The sequence below is a fragment of the Azospirillum brasilense genome (assembly GCF_008365405.1).
Lineage (GTDB): Bacteria > Pseudomonadota > Alphaproteobacteria > Azospirillales > Azospirillaceae > Azospirillum > Azospirillum brasilense_D.
Genome location: NZ_QOKV01000031.1, coordinates 1 through 19,355, shown reverse-complemented (window position 1 = coordinate 19,355; position 19,355 = coordinate 1). Strand labels below are relative to the sequence as shown.

The window sequence follows — 19,355 nt, the reverse complement described above, 5'->3', positions numbered from 1 at the left end:
GGCCCCCGGTGCCGGCTTTGCACCGCCCCGCCGATTGCCGAAACATTAACGCACTGATAGGGGTATCAGGCTAAGGTCGGCCAAAACGACCTCATAAACCATATGTACGATCACGGTGACCATGCAGCAGCTTGACCGTTCGAGTGGGGCGCCGACCGAGGCTCTGCAATCCGGCTTCGACCTTCTGGACGGCCGGTCGATCCTGGTCACCGGCGGCTCCGGCTCCTTCGGACGCCGCTTCGTGGAAACGGTGCTGCGGCGGGCCAGCCCGCGCCGGGTCATCGTCTTCTCCCGCGACGAGTTCAAGCAGTATGAGATGCAGCAGCAGCTGGGGCCGGAATGGGCCTCGACGCTGCGCTTCTTCATCGGCGACGTGCGCGACCGCGAGCGGCTGGAACTGGCCATGCGCGAGGTGGATGTGTGCGTCCACGCCGCCGCGCTGAAGCATGTGCCGGCCGCCGAATACAACCCCATGGAATGCATCCACACCAACGTCTACGGGGCGGAGAATGTGGTGCGGGCCGCGCTGAACACCGGCGTGAAGCGGGTGATCGCGCTGTCCACCGACAAGGCGGCCAACCCGGTCAACCTCTACGGCGCCAGCAAGCTGGCCTCGGACAAGATCTTCATCGCCGCCAACAATCTGTCGGGCTCGCTCGGCACGCGCTTCTCGGTGGTGCGCTACGGCAACGTGGTGGGCTCGCGCGGCTCGGTGATCCCACTGTTCCGCAAGATGATCGCCGAGGGGGCGGAGGCGCTGCCGGTCACCGACGAGCGGATGACCCGCTTCTGGATCACGCTCCAGCACGGGGTCGACTTCGTCGTCTCCTGCATCGCGATGATGCAAGGCGGGGAGATCTTCGTGCCCAAGATCCCCAGCATGCGCATCACCGATCTGGCCCGCGCGATGGCGCCGCACCTGCCGCACAAGCCGGTCGGCATCCGTCCCGGCGAGAAGCTGCACGAGGTGATGATCACCGAGGACGATTCCCGCCAGACCTTCGAGCTGCCGGACCGTTTCGTCATCGAGCCGGCCTTCGCCTTCTGGACGCATGAGCCCTACCAGCGGCTGGGTGCGCAGCCAGTGGCCGACGGCTTCCGCTACGCCAGCGACACCAACACCGACTGGCTGGACGGTGCGCGGCTGATGCGGCTGATCGCGGAAGCCCCGTGATGGGCGAACCGGTGGCTCAATCACCGCCGCGCTTCCTGCCCTATGGGCGCCAGGACATCGACCAGGCCGACATCGACGCGGTGACCGCGGTCCTGCGCGGCGACTGGCTGACCCAGGGGCCGGCGGTGGAGGCCTTCGAACGGGCGCTGTGCGACCGCACCGGCGCGGCCCACGCGGTGGCCTGCGCCAACGGCACCGCCGCCCTGCATCTGGCCACGCTCGCGCTGGGGCTCGGCCCCGGCGACGCGGTGGTGGTGCCCGCCGTCACCTTCCTCGCCACCGCCAACGCCGCCCGTTACGTGGGGGCGGAGGTGGCCTTCGCCGACGTCGATCCGGACACCGGCCTGATGGGGCTGGAGCAGGCGGCGGCGGCAATCGAGCGGGCCGTGCGCGCCGGCTGGCGGGTGCGCGCCCTGGCGCCCGTGCATTTTGCCGGACAGACCGCGGATATGGCCGGGTTCGGCGCCCTCGCCGACCGCCATGGGCTGGCGGTGATCGAGGACGCCTGCCACGCCATCGGCAGCGTGGATGTGGCACCAGATGGCCGCGTCCTGCCGGTCGGCGGTGGCGCTTTCGGCACGCTCGCCGCCTTCTCCTTCCATCCCGTGAAGACCATCGCGGCGGGCGAGGGGGGAGCCGTGACCACCAACGACGCGGAACTCGCCGCCCGCCTGCGCCGCTTCCGCAACCACGGCATGGAGCGGGATCCGGCGAGGTTCGAGAAGCACGAGGCCGCCTTCAGCGCGGACGGAATCAGCGAGGATGGCGCCACCAACCCCTGGTACTACGAGATGGCGGAGCCGGGCTTCAACTACCGCCTGACCGACATCCACTCGGCGCTCGCCCTCAGCCAGTTGACGAGGCTGGATGCCTTCGTGGAGCGCCGTCGCCGCCTGATGGACCTCTATGCGGAGCGGCTGGCGCCGCTCGCCCCGCTGGCCCGGCCGGCGGCCCGCGTTCCCTGGTGCCGTCCGGCCTGGCATCTCTGCGCCGCCCGCATCGACTTCGCCGCCGCCGGACGGACGCGGGCGCAGGTCATGGCCGATCTGCGGGCCCGCGGCATCGGCACCCAGGTCCATTACATCCCGGTCCACCGCCAGCCCTACTGGCGCAAGCGCTACGGCGATCTCACCCTGCCCGGCGCCGACGCGCATTACGCCCGGACGCTGTCGCTGCCCCTGTTTCCGGCGATGGCCGACACCGACGTGGACCGGGTCGCCGCTGCCCTGTCCGCGGCGCTGGACCTGCCCGCTGCGGCCTGACAACCCAGGCGCCCTTGCTGAACGGTTTTCTCCCTTCCAAAAATGCGCTATGCCAAGCGTCATCTCGAACGCTTCGGAGCAGGGTCATGGCCGAGGGTACTGTGGACTATTACGCGATGGTCGAAGAGGCTTGGCAACTGAGCGACGCTGCGCGCGACTATGTGAAGAACGCGGGCCGCGATGTGGACAACGCCGAGCTGTGGGACAAGGTGTTCGCCGCCTCCCCCCTGCTCGACCTTGAACGCACCCGCGCCGAGGGCGGACAGCCGCTGCAGAAGATCTTCTTCAAGAACCCCTACGGCCTGCAGTACCGGGCCGACCACAAGGACTGGATACCGTTCCGCCACGGCGCCCTCGACCCCGCCTATCTCCAGGCGATCTGAAGCGGTCCCGAGCCCGGATGGCTTGATGAATGCCGGACCGCACCGATGAGGCGCAGCGCGCGTCCGTTGGCCGGTCCGGTCTTTCCCCGGCCGGTCACAGGCCGTCCGATGCGCGCCGGCCTCCATGGCCTCCGCGGCCCCTTGCAAACGGGCCCCTTGCAAACGGATTGGGCCCTCAGGCAGCGGCCCGAAACGCACCGCACAGCGTTTGAACGCCAGGAACCGCCTCCCGGTCCGGAGACGGGCGGAGGCGTGTGGCTTTCAGCAAAGGAACTTTCATGCGCATAGCGATGATCGGTACGGGCTATGTCGGGCTGGTGTCCGGCGCCTGCTTTTCGGAATTCGGGGTGCACGTCACCTGCGTGGACAAAGACGCCGGCAAGATCGAACGGCTGAAGCGCGGCGAGATCCCGATCTACGAGCCGGGGCTGGACGATCTCGTCGCGCGCAACGTCGCCGCCGGGCGGCTGTCCTTCACGCTGGATCTGAAGGAGGCGATGGCCGGGGCCGACGCCGTCTTCATCGCCGTGGGCACCCCGACCCGCCGCGGCGACGGCCATGCCGATCTCTCCTACGTCTACGCCGCCGCGGAGGAGATCGCCGCCCATCTCGACCATTACACGGTGGTGGTCAACAAATCGACCGTGCCGGTCGGAACGGGACGCGAAGTCGAGGCGATCATCCGCCGCAGCAACCCGAACGCCGATTTCGACGTGGCCAGCAACCCGGAATTCCTGCGCGAAGGTTCGGCCATCGGCGATTTCATGCGCCCCGACCGCGTGGTGATCGGCGCCTCCTCGGAGCGCGCCGCCGACGTGATGCGCCGGATCTATCGCCCGCTCTACCTGATCGAGACGCCGATCGTCCTGACCTCGCTGGAAACGGCGGAACTGACCAAATACGCCGCCAACACCTTTTTGGCCACCAAGATCACCTTCATCAACGAGATCGCCGACCTGTGCGAGAAGGTGGGCGCCAACGTCCACGACGTGGCCCGCGGCATCGGGCTGGACGGGCGCATCGGCAAGAAGTTCCTGCACCCCGGTCCGGGCTACGGCGGCTCCTGCTTCCCCAAGGACACGCTCGCCCTGGTGCGCACCGCCCAGCAGGCGGGCAGCCCCTTGCGCATCGTCGAGACGGTCGTGGAGATCAACGACGCGCGCAAGAAGCGGATGGCCGAACGCATCGTCGCCGCCTGCGACGGGTCGCTGGCCGGCAAGACCGTCGGCGTGCTGGGCGTCACCTTCAAGCCCAACACCGACGACATGCGCGATGCCCCGTCGCTGGACATCGTCCCGGCCCTCCAGGCCGCCGGGGCCACGGTGCGCGCTTTCGACCCCGCCGGCATGCACGAGGCCGAGAGGCTGCTGCCCGGCGTGGAGTGGACGAAGGACGCCTACGGCGCCCTGGAGGGGGCGGACTGCGTCGCCATTCTGACGGAATGGAACGAGTTCCGCGCGCTGGATCTGAAGCGGGTCAAGGCACTGCTGAAGCGCCCGGTGATGGTCGATTTGCGCAACATCTACAATCCCGGCGACATGGCCGCCGCCGGCTTCGCCTACTCCTCCATCGGGCGGCCCGCGGAACCCAAGAACGTCTGAAACGGAACCGCTTCAAGGAGGTCGGTCGAGACCATGAACGACGCCCATACGTTCCATCCGACGGTGCTGCGCGAATACGACATCCGCGGCATCGTCGGCAGCACCCTGACCCCCGCCGATGCCCGCGCGGTCGGGCGCGCCTTCGGCACCGTGGTCGCCCGCGGCGGCGGGAAGACCGTGTGCGTCGGCTATGACGGCCGTCTCTCCTCGCCGGAGCTGGAAGCGGCCCTGGTGGAGGGGCTGGTCGCCTGCGGCCTGCATGTCCTGCGCATCGGGCTTGGTCCCACCCCGATGCTGTATTTCGCCACCCGCGACCGCGAGGCGGCCGCCGGCGTCATGATCACCGGCTCCCACAACCCGCCGGACTACAACGGCATCAAGATGATGCTGGGAAAGGGTCCGGTCTACGGCCGGCAGATCCTTGATCTCGGCGTCATCGCCGCCAAGGCCGACTATGCGTCGGGCGAGGGTTCCTCGGAACAGATCGACGTCCGGGACGCCTATGTGGAGCGGCTGCTGAAGGATTACGACGGCACCCGCGACCTGTCGATCGCCTGGGACGCCGGCAACGGCGCCACCGGCGAGATCCTGCGCCGCCTGACCGCCCGCCTGCCAGGGACGCACACCCTGCTGTTCGACGACATCGACGGCAGATTCCCGAACCACCACCCCGATCCCACGGTCGAGCGGAACCTCGTGGACCTGAAGGCCGCGGTGGCGGAGAAGGGCTGCGACATCGGCATCGGCTTCGACGGCGACGGCGACCGCATCGGCGCCATCGACCACCGAGGCCGCGTGGTGTGGGGCGACCAGCTTCTGGCGATCTACGCCGCCGACGTGCTGAAGGACCATCCCGGCGCCACCATCATCGCCGACGTGAAGGCCAGCCAGACGCTGTTCGACGAGATCGCCCGGCTGGGCGGCAAGCCGCTGATGTGGAAGACTGGCCACTCGCTGCTCAAGGCAAAGATGGCCGAAATCGGCTCGCCGCTGGCCGGCGAGATGTCGGGCCACATCTTCTTCGCCGACAAATGGTACGGCTTCGACGACGCGCTGTACTGCGCCCTGCGGCTGATCGGGCTGGTCAGCAAGCTCGGTGTTCCGCTGTCGGAGCTGCGCGACCGCCTTCCGGCGGTGGTGAATACCCCGGAAACCCGTTTCCAGGTGAGCGAGGAGCGCAAGTTTCGGGTCGTGCAGGAGGTCAAGGACCGGCTGAAAGCCGAGGGCGCCGACGTCAACGACATTGATGGCGTTCGCGTGACGACGGCGGACGGCTGGTGGCTTCTGCGCGCCTCCAACACCCAGGACGTGCTGGTGGCCCGCGCGGAATCCGGAACCCCCGAAGGGCTGGAGCGGCTGAAGGGCATGGTCGTCGCGCAGCTGGCGGCCTCCGGCCTCCAGGCTCCATCCTTCGAGGATGGCGGCAGCGCCCACTGACGGCCTCCAACGAAAAAGGCCCTTTCCCGCGGGTGCGGGGAAGGGCCTTTTCTTCGCCCGCGGACCGCAAGAGTGGCCGGTGAGAATTCTCACCGTTTCACCCCGGAGATGATCAAGGATTACGTCAACCTGCCGGTCCTGGCATGACCGGCGAATTGCCGGTGGTGCCGCTGCCGGCGAGCGGAGAGGCTCTGGGCAGCTGGGTCTGGGCGATCACGCGCACCTCCGGGCTGATGCCAGGAACCGACCTTCGACGGTTGGGCGTTCCGCATCGCTGGGTGACCAAGGCGATCCTCCGGGACCTGATGATCCGGCCACTGCCGAGCGTGATGAAGCGGCTTCGGGCCGACACCGGGGTGGCTCCGGAGGTGTTGCGGCGCATGACGTCCTCCGGTCTGAACCGCGAGCTGGAGGAAGCCTGCCACCACCTGTTTTCCGACGCGATCCGGAACCGTCATGCCGGATGGAGATCGCGGTTTTCAATCGACGGGCCTTTCCAGTCCGGGTTTGTGGCCGCCAACACGAAGGTGGCGAGTCTGATCGGACAGGCCCGCCGGGACTCATGGAGGCTATCCAGCCAGGATGAGCGGACTGGTCCGGGGGGTTTTGACGAAACCAGCGCCACCGATCCGGGAGAAGCCCCCTAACCCGCCGGCACCAGCGCCGGAACGACAAGCGCCGGCAACGGCGCCCGTGATCCACCATCAGATCGCGCGGGCCGTCCAGTTCGCCTTGGACGCCCATGGTCCCTTGCCGACCGGAAAGCTCCGAGCGCGCCAACGGCGTGCGGTGCTGCGCAAGCTGTCCGCGGCGGCAGTCCGATCCTTGAATCAAGAGGCATGGCGCGGGTTCACCGGCCCCACCCCAGACGACCAGCCCACTCCATCCCTGAAAAAGCGTTGATGCTGGGCCGCGGGCCGCGGCGGTTGCTCACCGCTCCCTTGCTCGGCGGCGGCCTGCAGACCAGCAACCAATCACGGTAATGATCGTGATCGCAAGGCTATGTCCGCAGCCGTGCTATTTCAGCATAAAGCTCTTCTGGCGTGAACATCGCTCCAAGAACGCCCGAAGCTTGTTGATCACTGAGATTGGGTGCTGCGTTGGGAGCGCCCACATGCATGCATATCCACGGAACTGATTTTCCAACTTCCTCACAGATCAATTTTGCTATTTTTTCTCCTGATGCTCCCTTGTGCTTGAAGGGAACAATAAGCGCTGTCAGGTTTGGCTTTGTTGTCGCAATAAAAAGCAAAGACTTGTCGACGTTATCAAAAAAATGCAGCTCACAGCCCCAAATTCTGAGAAGTTCCGATATATAGCTTTTGTATATTTCATTGCTTGTTACTAGTAATATTGAGCAACCGCGCAGCGGAGACATGAAATAACTCCACGATCTGCTTTTAAAAAGACCTGCCGACAGGCCATTTAGTATTCAATAATAAGCTCAGATATGAAACCCCGTCAATTGCACTGAAGAATCATAATTCATAAAATGAGGGAAAAGGAAAGACAAGGAGGGTGTGAAATTTTGTCACACGAGTTTAAAAAAATCGTTTCGCCCCGCTAGGTTGCGCGGATCATCAGCCCTTTTTCCAAAAAATAACATTGATATCTATTCTTACCTCAGTGGCGCTAGACTTGAAATAGGGAGCAGAACCTAAAGTTCGACGATCACCGCAATCGCCCTGATGCCGAGCTCCCTGGCAATCGTCTCGACGCATTGGAAGGGGCAATGGGCAGGGTTCAAAAATCAGCCTTGCCGTCCTGGCCCGTCAACAGGATGGTTGTACAAATACAAGCGCTCCTCACCTCAAGATTATCATCAGAGCACACCGGAAAGATCCTGCACTCTTTTCTCCGTTATCCTTTCCTCCAAAATTAATAAGAGTGTTTACAATGGATTAATTTCGCACTTTGCGCATCACGAATTCGCATTTTGCTCATAATGCATGCCGTTCACAAGCACAGGAAACAAAAATAGCTTTCTGTAAAGGGGTTTGCTGAACTATGACCATAAAAAAAACGCCAAGCTTTAAGGCGTCATTCAGGCTTATAAGGCTACGCCTTTTTTCATATTTATGCAAATTCTACACTTCTGGCATGCGTGTTGCTGAATGCTGGGACGATCAAACATTCAAGAAAGAGATGGCCATGTTCGGATTGACACGCTCGAAGGACCAATCTGAAGCGCTTGCCAAGCTCAATGCCTTGAACAAGTCCCTGGCGGTCATCGAGTTCGATCTTGACGGAACCGTCATCACGGCCAATCAGAATTTCCTGAGCGTGATGGGGTACAGCTTGCCGGAAATCCAGGGCCGGCACCACCGGACGTTCGTCGATCCCGCCACCGCGGCCGGCCCTGAGTATGCGCAGTTCTGGGAAAGGCTCCGCCGCGGCGAGTATCAGGCCACCCAGTTCAAGCGCATCGCCAAGGGCGGACGCGAAGTCTGGATCGAGGCCTCGTACAACCCCATTCTCGACGCCAACGGCCGGCCCTACAAGGTCGTCAAGTTCGCCACCGACATCACCGCGCAGATCGATCTTCTGAACCAACTCAAAACGTTGATCGACCAGAATTTCGGCGAGATCGCGCAGGCCCTCCACCGGTCTGACACCGAGACGGGTTCCGCCATGAATGCCGCGACGGAAACGTCCGCGGGCGTGCAGACGGTTGCCGCCGCGGCCGAGGAACTGGCCAGTTCCACGCTGGAAATTTCCAACAGCATGGCGAAGTCCAGATCGATGGCCGAACAGGCTCAGACCCAAGCCGAGGCCGCGGACCAGGCCACACAGAAGATGTCCGATGCGGCCCGCCAGATGAACGGGATCGTCGACCTCATTCGAAGCATTGCCGGTCAGATCAATCTGCTGGCGCTGAACGCAACGATCGAAGCGGCCCGTGCCGGAGAAGCCGGACGGGGCTTCGCCGTGGTGGCGACGGAAGTGAAGAACCTCGCCAACCAAGCGGCTCGCGCGACCGACCAGATCTCGTCCGAGATTGACGCCATGCAGTCCATCTCCGGCGATGTGGTGGTGGCGCTCACCGGGATTCGCAGTTCGATCAGCTCGGTGCGCGACTATGTTCTCGCCACGGCCAGTGCCGTTGAAGAGCAGACAGCCGTTACCACGGATATGTCGCGCAGCATGCAGGGGGCATCAAGCGCCGTTTCCGCGATCACCGGCAACATCGGGGAAATCGTGTCATCCATTCATCAGGTCTCGGCGGCTGTCGGCAAAACCAAGGAGGCGGCGCGCATCCTTGCTCGGTAACATCGCGTCTCTAAGGTTTGATCGTGCCGACAACGTTACGGGTGTGTGGCGTGATTCACTGGAGCCGATATCCGGAGAGTGTTCACGCGCACGCCGCGCCCCGGCTGCTTTGGTCTGAGGTTGGACGGTGCCGCTGCCGAGCCGGAGCCAGGTGCCCGTGCGGTCGGCTGCCGTCTGCCAGAAGCCGGCGACTTCAGCGCATGGCGGCTCCCAGACTGGAGTGTGGTCGGGCATGTGTGCAGTTCCTCCGCCACACACGACAACGCGAATTGCGTCTCGTTCAGGCATTCATCCCGAAGCCGTCCATTGAAACCTTCCAGGAAGCCGTTCCGCATTGGACGTCCTTCCGAACGCCTCCCGTAACCGACGCGTGAGGCTACTTGCTTGCAACGTGTTCCTCGCGGCCCAACAGCCCTTGCGCTTGCGCCCGGTCCAACAGGTTCTTGACCGAGGCCGCCGCCCAGGTGCGTCCACCCCGTGGCGTGGTTTCCCGCATCGCCTCCAGCTGCATGCCGATCGCCCGCAGCGACAGCTTGGGGTTCGCGCGGGCGATGCCGGCGACCAGCACCATCAACCGGTCATCCCCGCGAACGGACGGCACCTTGTCCAGCAGCACCCGATCGGCCAGCCCTTCGGCAACGAAGGTGCGGACGGCGCGACGCAGCCGCTCAGCGGTCCAATGCCGGGCCGGCGGCAGCTTGGCGTTGACGGCGCGGGTCACCGCCGCCCACGAGCGGGATGGCCGGAGGCGCCGCACGACGGGCAGCCACTCCTCCGCCGTGCGGGTCAGCTCCAGCAGGTAGAGCTGGCGCTGCCGATCGGCGAGGCGCTGCGCCGTTGCTGTGTCGCCCTGCTTCAGCTTTGGATTGCCGCCGACCCGGCCGCGCGCCTTGGCCGCCGCCAGCCCGGCCCGCGTGCGCTCGCGGATCAGTGAGCGTTCGTACTCGGCCACGGCGCCGAGCATCTGCAGCACCAGCGTGCCGTGCGGGCTGGCGGTGTCGATCGGGCTGGTCAGGCAGCGGAAATGGCAGCCGCGGCCGCGCAGGTCCTCGATCACCTCCAGCAGGTGGGCCAGCGAGCGGCCGAGCCGATCGAGTTTCCAGATGACCAGCGTGTCGCCGCGGGCGATGCGGGCGAGCGCCCGCGCCAGCTCCGGCCGGGCCCGGGACGCGCCCGATGCCTTCTCCTCAAAAATCTCCGTGCAGCCGGCAGCGCGCAGCGCGTCCAGCTGACCAGCCGTGGTCTGCTCGTCGGTCGAGACGCGCGCGTAGCCGATGAGGGCCATACCCCTTCTCCCACTGTCGCCGCAGAGTCGTTGATGCGAAAAGTGGGTGAGGACTTCTGCGGTGGTTAAGCCCTTTCCTCAGAGCGGTTCGTGCGAAAAGCAGAGCGGTTCGTGCGAAAAGCAGAGCTATTCTGGTGAAAAGCCGAGAGTGGATCGGGTGAAACGTGCAGAACCATCCACGCAGAGACCAGCCGCTGACGGGCGTGCCGGACGGGGTCTGGGAGATCGCCCGAGAGCGTGAACGCGTGATCCGGCGGCTGGTCCTGGAGCCCCCCGCCTACGGTGCCCGCAGCGAAGTGATGGCCGCAGCAGCGGCCGACCTGGGGCTCAGTCCCCACCATCTCTATCGGCTGCTCAAAGCCTACGAAGCCGATCCCCGAACCCGGTCACTGGTGCCGAAGACGCCGGGTCCACAGGTCGGCGCCCGCCGGCTCGCTCTCCGCGTCGAAACGATCATCGAAGAGGAGATCCAGACCCGCTACATGGATCTTCTCAAGCCGAAGAAATCGCTGCTGATGAAGGGCATCCACGCCCGGTGCGCCGTCGAAGGGCTGGGCAAGCCGGCCCGTGAGACCGTCGAAGCCCGCTTGGCGGTCATCAGCAAGCGGGAGCAGACCAAGCGGCGCCACGGCCCCAAGAAGGCACGCGAGGACTTCAACCCGATCCGCGGATCGCTGGAAGCCGAACGTGCCCTGGAGATCGTCCAGATCGACCACACCCCAACCGACGTGATGGGGGTGGAGCCCGACACGCTGGAGGTCATCGGGCGCCCGTTCATCACCCTGGCGATGGACATCCGAACCCGGATGTACTGCGGCTTCTACCTGACCTTCGATCCGCCCAGCGTGTCCAGCGTGGCGGCCTGCGTCGCCCACGCGGTGATGGACAAGAGCGACTGGCTGTCGACACGCGGTCTCCCGGCCAAATGGCCGGTCGCGGGTCTGTGCGAGGTCATCCACGTCGACAACGGCAAGGAGTTCCACTCCAAGGCCTTCACCCGGGCCTGCGAGGATTACGGCATCGAGGTGCGGTACCGGCCACCGGGAACGCCGCACATGGGCGGCCACGTCGAACGGCGCATCGGCCATCTCATGCAGGAGCTGCACCTGCTGCCCGGCACCACCTTCTCTAACATCAAGGAGCGGGGCATCTACGATCCGGCCGGCAACGCCTGCCTCACCATCGCCGAGATCGAGTGGCTGGTGGCCAGCATCATCCTGGAGCATCACGCCAGCTTCCACGAAGGCATCGGCACGGCACCGCTCGCCAAATGGACTGCTGACACGGAAGGGCGGACCTTCCGCACGCCGGCCGACCTGCGAGCGTTCCACCGCGACTTCCTCCCGTTCGAGGAACGGAAGGTCCAACAGGACGGCATCCACCTCTTCAACGTCCTCTACTGGCATGAGGCGCTGACGCCCTTCCTTCACAACAACGCGTGGGTGACGGTCCACTACGATCCGGCCAACCTGTCCAAGGTCTTCGTCCGGGGCGTGTCGGGGGAGTACCTGGAGGTGCCCTACCGGAACCTGCGCCGTCCGGCCATCTCCAAGTGGGAGCTGAAGGCGGCCACCCGCGCGCTGCGCCGGCAGGGACGAGCCGGCGTTGACGAGGCCATGATCTTCGACATGGTGCTGGCGCGACGCAAGCTGGTCGACGAGGCCCGCGGCCGCAGCCGGCGGGCGCGGCTGGAGCATGCCCGTGGCGCCCGGCCGGGATCGGGACCGGCGCTGCCGGCCCCCGATACCACGCGGACGATCGACACGGAGTTCCAGGTCATCACCGAGGACGCCGACGATGTTCCTCTCGACCTGCCCTTCTACGAGACCGAGGAGTGGGATGACTGACGCACACGGGCATCTGGGAACCTCGGCGCGCGATGTGATCGGGTTGTCCCCCGAGGAGCGCATCGCCCGGATGCAAACCCGCCGCTTCACCGAATACCCGCGCTGCCGCATGGTGCTCGACCTGCTGAGCGACCAGATCAACCAGCCGAGCGGCGTGGTGAAGCCCAACCTGCTGGTCTGGGGCGAGTCCGGACAGGGCAAGTCGACCATCATGGAAAAGCACCTGCGCGACCACCCGGCGGTCTTCGACAAGAAGACCGGTGTGCGGCGTACGGCGGTGGTCGGCCTGGAAATGCCGCCGATGTGCGACGTCCGCTGGTTCTACATTAAACTGCTCAGCGCCATCGACGCGCCGGTCAGCGAATCCCGCAGCAGCATGCCGGTCATGGCGGACCGGGTGGTTGCCCTCTACCGCCTGATGGGCGTCCGTCAGATCCTGGTCGACGAGGCGCACAACATGCTGATGGGCACCGTGCGACAGCAGCGTATGATGCTGGCGGTGATCCGGAACCTTTCCAACGAACTGGGCATTCCGCTGGTGCTCTTCGGCATCCAGGACGCCCGCGAGGCCCTGATGCACGACCGCCAGCTGACACGGCGTTTCCGGTTCATCGAGCTGCCGATGTGGGGAGCCGGGGAGGAGTTCCAGGCCCTGGTCGGCAGCATCCTGCGCTCTTTGCCGCTGCGCCGCCCCTCGCCCCTGACGGCGCGCGCGCTCAAGACCCTGCTGACCCACAGCGACGGCGGGACCGCCAAGCTGTTCGAAACGTTGATCGATCTCGGCATCGATGCCATCCGCTCCGGGGAGGAGCGCATCACCCCGGAGATGATCAAGGATTACGTCAGCCTGCCGGTCCTGGCGTGACCGGCGGACCTTTCTTCTCCACCATGCCGGAATTGCCGGTGGTGCCGTTGCCGGCGAGCGGAGAGGCTCTCGGCAGCTGGGTCTGGGCGATCGCGCGCACCTACGGGCTGATGCCAGGAACCTACCTTCGGCGGTTGGGCATTCCGCATCGCTGGGTGACCGAGGCAATCCACCGAGACTTGGTGATCCGGCCGCTGCCAAGCGTGATGGGGCGGCTTCAGGCCGACACCGGGGTGGCTCCGGAGGTGTTGCGGCGCATGACGTTCTCCGGGCTAAACCGCGAGCTGGAGGAAGCCTGCCACTACCACCATCTCCCTTGCGCAGCCTGCGTGGACGAGGCGTCTCGTCGGGCCGGCCGGCCTGTCGGCTTGCTTCATGCGTGGGCTGTGTGGCGCGTTGTCTGCCCCGATCATCCGCCCTGCCCGAAGCCGAGGGACGTGGCGGACGGCCTCCCGCTTGCGCCCTTCTACGGCCAGGTGCGGACCATAATCACGTTTCTCGACCGGGCTGCGTTCGATCCGCGGGCTTTCGAAGGCATTGTCGGCACACGGATGGCTCCAGCCTTCACGGTCGCGGCCTTCGTGCGGTTCGTGTTTGTGCTGAACGCGTATCTCAGCGTCCGCGTCACCGAGTTTGACGAGTTCCGTGATCTGGCCGGGTTCCGCATTCGGCATGCCTTCTCACGGAACGAGGTCGGCGAACCGATGCCGCTTCCGCCGGAGGAACGGAACGACCCGGCCGTCTCCCTGGTTCTGGCGTGGCAGCTCGTGGCCGATCCGATGCGCACGCTGCTGGCCGGCCTGCACACCGCCAACCCGGTTCACCGCAAATCCGAACGCGATGCCGGACAGTTCATGGCGCTGGTCGGGCTCCTGCTGGAATTTTGGCCGGGCGAGATGCTGTCTCTGCTTCTGACTGGGCACGCCTTGTCCCGCCGGGACTGGAGCGGTGATGGCGTCCGCACCGGGCTGGCCATCGCCGCGACCGATCAATGGAGCAACGATCCGAGCCATTCCGCGCGCCTGGCCGAGGCGCAGTGGAATCACACCGCCTGGACGAGGGTTCTGTTTTCCGACGCGATCCGGAACCGTCATGCCGGATGGAGATCGCGGTTTCCAATCGATGGGCCGTTCCAGTCCGGGTTTGTGGCCGCCAACACGAAGGCGGCGAGCCTGATCGGGCAGGCCCGCCAGGACGCATGGAGGCTATCCAGCCAGGATGAGCGGACTGGTCTGGGGCGGTTTTTGGCGAAACCCGCGCCACCGATCCGGGAGAAGCACCCTAATCCGCGGGCACCGACGCCGGAACGGCAAGCGCCGGCAGCGGCGCCCGTGATCCACCATCACATCGTGCAGGCCGTCCAGCTCGCCTTGGACGCCCAAGGCCCCTTGCCGACCGGAAAGCTCCGCGCGCGCCAACGTCGTGCGGTGTTGCGCAAACTGTCCGCGGCGGCGGTCCGATGCTTGAATCAAGAGGCATGGTGCGAAATGGCTGATGCCGCTCCTCACCGTGTTTCCACTTCGTCCCAAAAAACACGTTGAAGCCAACCCGGCTGGGTGTTGGCCAACATGATCCGGGCGGGCGTGCTGACCGTCGGCGAAACGATCAAGGCGTTGACCGTGGTGACGCTGTTCTCCGTCTTCAAGCTGCTGGAGAGGGTGGTCGCAGGCATCGGACATCCACAACCGCCACATTGAGCGGATCGGCCAGAGAGCAAGGGGTGATGCACGGGAAAGCAAACCACTTGCCTCATATCCATAATTCGACTATCGTCGAATTATGGAAACGAAGAACGCGATCGAGGCCTTCGCCGCCCTCGCTCAGGACACCCGCCTGGCCGTGTTCCGCCTGCTCATCCAGGCCGGACCGAACGGGCTGACCGCCGGGGACGTCGCCCAGCAGGTCGGTGTGCCCGGCTCGACCCTGTCGCATCATCTGGCGACGCTGGAGCGTGCCGGGCTGCTGCGCTCCTGGCGGGTCCAGCGGCAAATCTTCTACGCCTGCGACTACGAGGGCACCCGGCAATTGATCGCCTTCCTGATGGAGTACTGCTGCCAGGGCCGTCCCGAGTTGTGCTCAACCGACTTCCTCCAGGCGGGAACTTGCAGCCCGGCGAGCTGCGGCTCCGACACCTGACCCGACCCGCCGCACCCCGCGGCCTGGAAAAGGCGATCCCGCGATGACCGAGTGCGTCTACAACGTCCTGTTCCTGTGCACCCACAACAGCGCCCGCAGCGTCATGGCCGAATGCCTGCTCAACCGCGAGGGCCGCGGCCGTTTCCGCGCCTACAGCGCCGGCAGCCAGCCGACCGGGCGCCTTAACCCGCACGTCCGCGACCTGCTGGAGCGCCTCGACTTTCCGACCGCCACGCTGCGCTCCAAGAGTTGGGACGAGTTCGCCCAGCCCGGGGCGCCGCATATGGACTTCATATTCACCGTTTGCGACAGCGCCGCCGGCGAAGTCTGCCCGGTGTGGCCGGGCCAGCCGATGACGGCGCATTGGGGCTTCCCGGACCCGTCGAGCGCCCAGGGCTCGGACGCCGAGAAGGCCGCCTTCACCGCCACGGTTTTCGGACAGATCCAGCGCCGCATCCAGGCCTTCGCCAGCCTGCCCTTCGCCTCGCTCGACCGGCTGGCCCTGAAGCGCAGGCTCGACGACATGGCCGCCGCGGGGAACGACGCATGACCGGGAGCGTCACCCCTCTGGACGACGCGGAGCGCCCGGCGCTCGCCCGCCTGCTGGCGGCCAACGGCTTGCCAACCGACGATCTCGACGAACCCGGACGGCGCTTCTGGGGCGTCGCGGATGACCGGGGGACGCTCGGCTATGGCGGGCTGGAGGTTCATGGCGCCGACGCGCTGCTGCGCTCGGTGGTCGTGCCGGCCGAGCGGCGCGGCGCCGGCGGTGGCCGGGCCGTGGTGGCGGCCGTGCGCGCGCAGGCGCTGACGCTGGGGGTCGAGCGGCTGTGGCTGCTCACCATCGGTGCCGCCGGCTTCTTCGAGCGTCTCGGCTTCCAGCGGGTGGAGCGGGCTTCGGCTCCGCCGGCGATCCGTTCCAGCGCGCAGTTCGCCGGCCTGTGCCCGGGGAGCGCCGTCTGCCTGCGCGCCGACCTCGCGCAGCCGACCGAGGATCTGGTGGCCGGGAGCGTGGTGACCATCTATCACAACCCCAACTGCGGAACGTCGCGCAACACGCTGGGCATGATCCGCAACAGCGGCGTCGAGCCGACGGTGATCGAGTACCTGAAGACGCCGCCGAGCCGGGACGAACTGGTGGCGCTGATCCGCCGCATGGGAATTCCGGTGCGGGCCGTGCTCCGGCAGACGGGCACCCCCTACGCCGAACTCGGTCTCGACGATCCCGCGCTGACCGACGCGGCGCTGCTCGACGCCATGATGGCGCATCCGATCCTGATCAACCGGCCGATCGTGGTGACGCCGCACGGCGTGCGCCTGTGCCGGCCGTCGGAAGCGGTCCTTGATCTCCTCCCCGCTCCACAGCGCGATGCCTTCACCAAGGAAGACGGCGAGCCCGTCGTCGACGCCGCCGGGCGGTGCGTCGCCCCCGCCTCCTGACAGGACCATCGACATGACGGCTGACATCCACCCCGCTCCGGCGGAACGCCCCGCCATGGGCCTCTTCGAGCGCTACCTCAGCGTCTGGGTGGGCTTGTGCATCGTCGCGGGCATCGCCTTCGGCCATCTGGCGCCCGGGCTGTTCCAGGCCATCGCCGCCGCCGAACTGGCCCAGGTCAACCTGCCGGTGGCGGTGCTGATCTGGCTGATGATCGTGCCGATGCTGCTGAAGATCGACCTCGGCGCGCTGGGCCGGGTCAAGGAGCACTGGCGCGGCGTCGGCGTAACGCTGGTCATCAACTGGGCGGTCAAGCCCTTCTCGATGGCGCTGCTCGGCTCCCTGTTCATCGGCCATCTGTTCGCTCCGCTGCTGCCGGCGGAGCAGATTCCCTCCTACATCGGCGGGCTGATCCTGCTGGCGGCCGCCCCCTGCACGGCGATGGTGTTCGTCTGGTCGAACCTGTGCGAGGGCGAGCCGCACTACACCCTGAGCCAAGTAGCGCTGAACGACCTGATCATGGTTTTCGCCTTCGCGCCGCTGGTCGGGCTGCTGCTCGGCGTCTCGTCGATCGCCGTGCCGTGGGGAACCCTGCTGCTGTCGGTGGCGCTCTACATCGTGCTGCCGGTGGTCGCGGCCCAGCTCTGGCGCCGCGCGCTGCTGGCGTCAGGCGGAGAGCCGGCCCTGGCCCGCGCGCTGTCGGTGCTGCAGCCGGTGTCTCTCGTGGCGCTGCTGACCACGCTGGTGCTGCTGTTCGGCTTCCAGGGAGAGCAGATCCTGGCGCAGCCGCTGGTCATCCTGCTGCTGGCCGTGCCGATCCTGATCCAGGTCTACCTCAACGCCGGGCTGGCCTACTGGCTGTCGCGCCGGTTCGGGGTGGCGTGGTGCGTGGCGGCGCCGGCGGCGCTGATCGGCGCCTCGAACTTCTTCGAGCTGGCGGTGGCGGCGGCCATCAGCCTGTTCGGCCTGGGCTCCGGGGCGGCGCTCGCCACCGTCGTCGGCGTGCTGGTCGAGGTGCCGGTGATGCTGTCAGTGGTGAAGATCGTCAAAGCGACCAAGCCCTGGTACGAGGGGCGGGCCGGCGCCTGATGGTCCGGCGCCGCTATGGGACCATCACCGGAGAGTGTCGGCATGTCTGAGCATGAAAGCGAGAATGGCGCGGACCTTCCAAGCCTGGACGAGCCCTATTTCGAGGCGCCAGACCTTGGCAAGCTGACGCCTGGGCATGTGTCCATCCACCCGCCACGCATCCTGCTGCTCTACGGCTCCTTGCGCGAGCGTTCGTACAGCCGCTTCCTCACCGAGGAGGCCGCGCGTCTGCTCCAGCGCATGGGGGCGGAGACGCGCATCTTCGATCCGCGCGACCTGCCGCTGCCGGACAGCGTGCCGGCCGACCACCCCAAGGTGGCCGAACTGCGCGCGCTGTCGCAATGGTCGGAGGGGCAAGTCTGGGTCAGCCCGGAGCGGCACGGCACCATCACCGGCATTCTGAAATGCCAGATCGACTGGCTACCGCTGGAAAGCGGCGGGGTTCGGCCGACGCAGGGGCGCACGCTGGCGGTGATGCAGGTGTCGGGTGGGTCGCAGTCGTTCAACGCGGTCAACGCGATGCGGGTGCTGGGGCGCTGGATGCGCATGGTGACCATCCCGAACCAGTCGTCGGTGGCCAAGGCGTTCCAGGAATTCGACGAGGCCGGCCGGATGAAACCGTCGCCCTACTACGACCGCGTGGTGGACGTGATGGAGGAGCTGGTGAAGTTCACCCTGCTGGTGCGCGACCGCAGCGACTATCTGACCGACCGCTACAGCGAGCGCCGGGAGGCGGGCCGGGCTGTGGCCGGCGAAGCGCGGGCCCTCGTTGCTGCCGCCATGAGCGGAGAGCGCACCGCGTGACATTGGGAAGCGTGGCGCTTCATGGTTGGGACGCTTGGCGGGCTCGCCACGTGGACACCAGGAAGGTCGCCACCGTCCCGGCGAGGTTCACCGCCAGCTCCGCATGCCGTGCCGACGGGCGGACCGCTTTGCGCCCACGGCCGTGGGCATCGCTCAGCTTGTTGCGGATGCTGGCCAAGCTGTTCACGACGTTCTGGCAGTTGCCGAGGATGATTTTGAACACTTCCTCAGTGTGCTGGTCCGGGGCGAGTTGGAGGTGCTCGGCGGCCGTCCGGTAAAGCTTCGGCAACTCGTCCCGATCGCTGTAAGTGCCGCCGGCATCCTCAATGATGTGCTTGCAGACGGTCTCCAGCAGCGTCCGGGCCGAGGTGATCGCTCCCTCTGGATGTGTTGTCCGCCGCTGCAGCGCCCGGGTCCAGGCTTCGTGCACGCTGGCCTCGTCGAAGGCGGCAAGTGTTTCTGAGATGAGAGGGTCGGCCGGCGCCCCGGCGGAGCCGCCGATGGCTTTGACGGTGAACACCGGATAGCCCGATATGGAACTGGTCTCGGCCAGATGGAAACCATCGCGTTGCAGGAGAGGATTCAGAATGGCGACCAGCCGGCGCTGCTCATCCTCCTCCCGGGTTCGTGGATGAAGCGTATCCGTCGTCGGCGCCCCACGTAGCGGCGCGCTGGGTGTCGCGCGAGGATGACGGCCGGGGCGTGTGATGTCGGAAAGGATCAGGCGGCCGTGGCGGCGCGTTCGGCCTTCCAGTTCCAGGGCA

Annotated in this window: 20 protein-coding genes; 16 read left to right on the top strand and 4 right to left on the bottom strand. The window is 66.2% G+C overall.

What is annotated here, in order from left to right; translation table 11 throughout:
• Positions 1–121 precede the first annotated feature (121 nt).
• The 6 genes from pseB to DS837_RS28700 all read left to right on the top strand — a co-directional run bounded on the left by pseB (position 122) and on the right by DS837_RS28700 (position 6,504).
• Positions 122–1,174 (top strand): UDP-N-acetylglucosamine 4,6-dehydratase (inverting), encoded by a 1,053-nt coding sequence (gene pseB, locus DS837_RS28725; RefSeq protein WP_211102432.1) that lies wholly within the window; start codon positions 122–124, stop codon positions 1,172–1,174.
• On the top strand, positions 1,174–2,436 hold the full coding sequence (pseC, locus tag DS837_RS28720; protein WP_149167865.1) for a UDP-4-amino-4,6-dideoxy-N-acetyl-beta-L-altrosamine transaminase: 1,263 nt from the start codon (positions 1,174–1,176) through the stop codon (positions 2,434–2,436). The genes pseB and pseC overlap by 1 nt, the downstream gene beginning before the upstream one ends.
• A gap of 86 nt (positions 2,437–2,522) precedes the next feature.
• Entirely contained in the window at positions 2,523–2,819 is a 297-nt protein-coding gene (locus DS837_RS28715) for a hypothetical protein (protein ID WP_149167864.1), read from the top strand.
• A gap of 278 nt (positions 2,820–3,097) precedes the next feature.
• A complete protein-coding gene (locus DS837_RS28710; protein WP_149167863.1) occupies positions 3,098–4,420 on the top strand; it encodes a UDP-glucose dehydrogenase family protein in 1,323 nt (440 codons plus the stop codon).
• A 33-nt stretch (positions 4,421–4,453) separates the two neighbouring features.
• A complete protein-coding gene (gene pgmG / locus DS837_RS28705; RefSeq protein ID WP_149167862.1) occupies positions 4,454–5,857 on the top strand; it encodes a phosphoglucomutase/phosphomannomutase PgmG in 1,404 nt (467 codons plus the stop codon).
• A 143-nt stretch (positions 5,858–6,000) separates the two neighbouring features.
• On the top strand, positions 6,001–6,504 hold the full coding sequence (locus DS837_RS28700) for a TniQ family protein (RefSeq protein ID WP_149167861.1): 504 nt from the start codon (positions 6,001–6,003) through the stop codon (positions 6,502–6,504).
• A 353-nt stretch (positions 6,505–6,857) separates the two neighbouring features.
• Here the strand turns inward: DS837_RS28700 and DS837_RS28695 are convergent, their stop codons facing one another.
• Positions 6,858–7,235 (bottom strand): hypothetical protein, encoded by a 378-nt coding sequence (locus tag DS837_RS28695; protein WP_149167860.1) that lies wholly within the window; start codon positions 7,233–7,235, stop codon positions 6,858–6,860.
• 767 nt (positions 7,236–8,002) lie between these two features.
• Here DS837_RS28695 and DS837_RS28690 point away from each other — a divergent pair.
• A complete protein-coding gene (locus tag DS837_RS28690) occupies positions 8,003–9,127 on the top strand; it encodes a methyl-accepting chemotaxis protein (RefSeq protein ID WP_247890182.1) in 1,125 nt (374 codons plus the stop codon).
• 35 nt (positions 9,128–9,162) lie between these two features.
• Here DS837_RS28690 and DS837_RS33370 read toward each other — a convergent pair whose 3' ends face one another.
• Positions 9,163–9,462 carry an integrase core domain-containing protein gene (locus tag DS837_RS33370; protein WP_149167858.1) on the bottom strand — a complete coding sequence of 100 codons (300 nt, stop codon included), beginning with the start codon at positions 9,460–9,462 and terminating at the stop codon, positions 9,163–9,165.
• A gap of 41 nt (positions 9,463–9,503) precedes the next feature.
• Positions 9,504–10,412, bottom strand: coding sequence for a recombinase family protein (locus DS837_RS28680; protein WP_149167857.1), 909 nt, complete (start codon positions 10,410–10,412; stop codon positions 9,504–9,506).
• A 164-nt stretch (positions 10,413–10,576) separates the two neighbouring features.
• On the opposite strand from DS837_RS28680, the gene DS837_RS28675 reads away from it, so the two are divergent.
• The 9 genes from DS837_RS28675 to arsH all read left to right on the top strand — a co-directional run bounded on the left by DS837_RS28675 (position 10,577) and on the right by arsH (position 18,591).
• Positions 10,577–12,259 carry a Mu transposase C-terminal domain-containing protein gene (locus DS837_RS28675; RefSeq protein ID WP_149167856.1) on the top strand — a complete coding sequence of 561 codons (1,683 nt, stop codon included), beginning with the start codon at positions 10,577–10,579 and terminating at the stop codon, positions 12,257–12,259.
• Complete coding sequence (locus DS837_RS28670; RefSeq protein ID WP_170296029.1) at positions 12,252–13,124, top strand: TniB family NTP-binding protein; 873 nt, start codon at positions 12,252–12,254, stop codon at positions 13,122–13,124. The genes DS837_RS28675 and DS837_RS28670 overlap by 8 nt, the downstream gene beginning before the upstream one ends.
• Positions 13,121–14,665, top strand: a complete 1,545-nt coding sequence (locus DS837_RS28665) for a TniQ family protein (protein ID WP_149167854.1) — start codon at positions 13,121–13,123, stop codon at positions 14,663–14,665. Before DS837_RS28670 ends, DS837_RS28665 begins: the two co-directional genes overlap by 4 nt.
• Positions 14,666–14,683: 18 nt before the next feature.
• A complete protein-coding gene (locus DS837_RS32265) occupies positions 14,684–14,821 on the top strand; it encodes a hypothetical protein (protein WP_170296028.1) in 138 nt (45 codons plus the stop codon).
• Between the two features lie 82 nt (positions 14,822–14,903).
• Positions 14,904–15,260 (top strand): ArsR/SmtB family transcription factor, encoded by a 357-nt coding sequence (locus DS837_RS28660; protein ID WP_149167853.1) that lies wholly within the window; start codon positions 14,904–14,906, stop codon positions 15,258–15,260.
• A gap of 43 nt (positions 15,261–15,303) precedes the next feature.
• Positions 15,304–15,810: an arsenate reductase ArsC gene (locus DS837_RS28655; RefSeq protein ID WP_149167852.1), complete on the top strand. Its 507-nt coding sequence runs from the start codon at positions 15,304–15,306 to the stop codon at positions 15,808–15,810.
• Positions 15,807–16,700, top strand: coding sequence for an arsenic resistance N-acetyltransferase ArsN2 (gene arsN2 / locus DS837_RS33365; protein WP_149167851.1), 894 nt, complete (start codon positions 15,807–15,809; stop codon positions 16,698–16,700). The genes DS837_RS28655 and arsN2 overlap by 4 nt, the downstream gene beginning before the upstream one ends.
• Positions 16,701–16,755: 55 nt before the next feature.
• The gene (arsB, locus tag DS837_RS28645) at positions 16,756–17,787 is read left to right on the top strand and encodes an ACR3 family arsenite efflux transporter (protein WP_149167891.1); all 1,032 of its coding nucleotides are present in this window, start codon (positions 16,756–16,758) and stop codon (positions 17,785–17,787) included.
• Positions 17,788–17,829: 42 nt separating this feature from the next.
• On the top strand, positions 17,830–18,591 hold the full coding sequence (gene arsH, locus DS837_RS28640) for an arsenical resistance protein ArsH (RefSeq protein WP_149167850.1): 762 nt from the start codon (positions 17,830–17,832) through the stop codon (positions 18,589–18,591).
• A gap of 19 nt (positions 18,592–18,610) precedes the next feature.
• Here arsH and DS837_RS28635 read toward each other — a convergent pair.
• The coding region (locus DS837_RS28635) for an abortive infection family protein (protein WP_211102431.1) at positions 18,611–19,355 on the bottom strand (745 nt) is incomplete at its 5' end.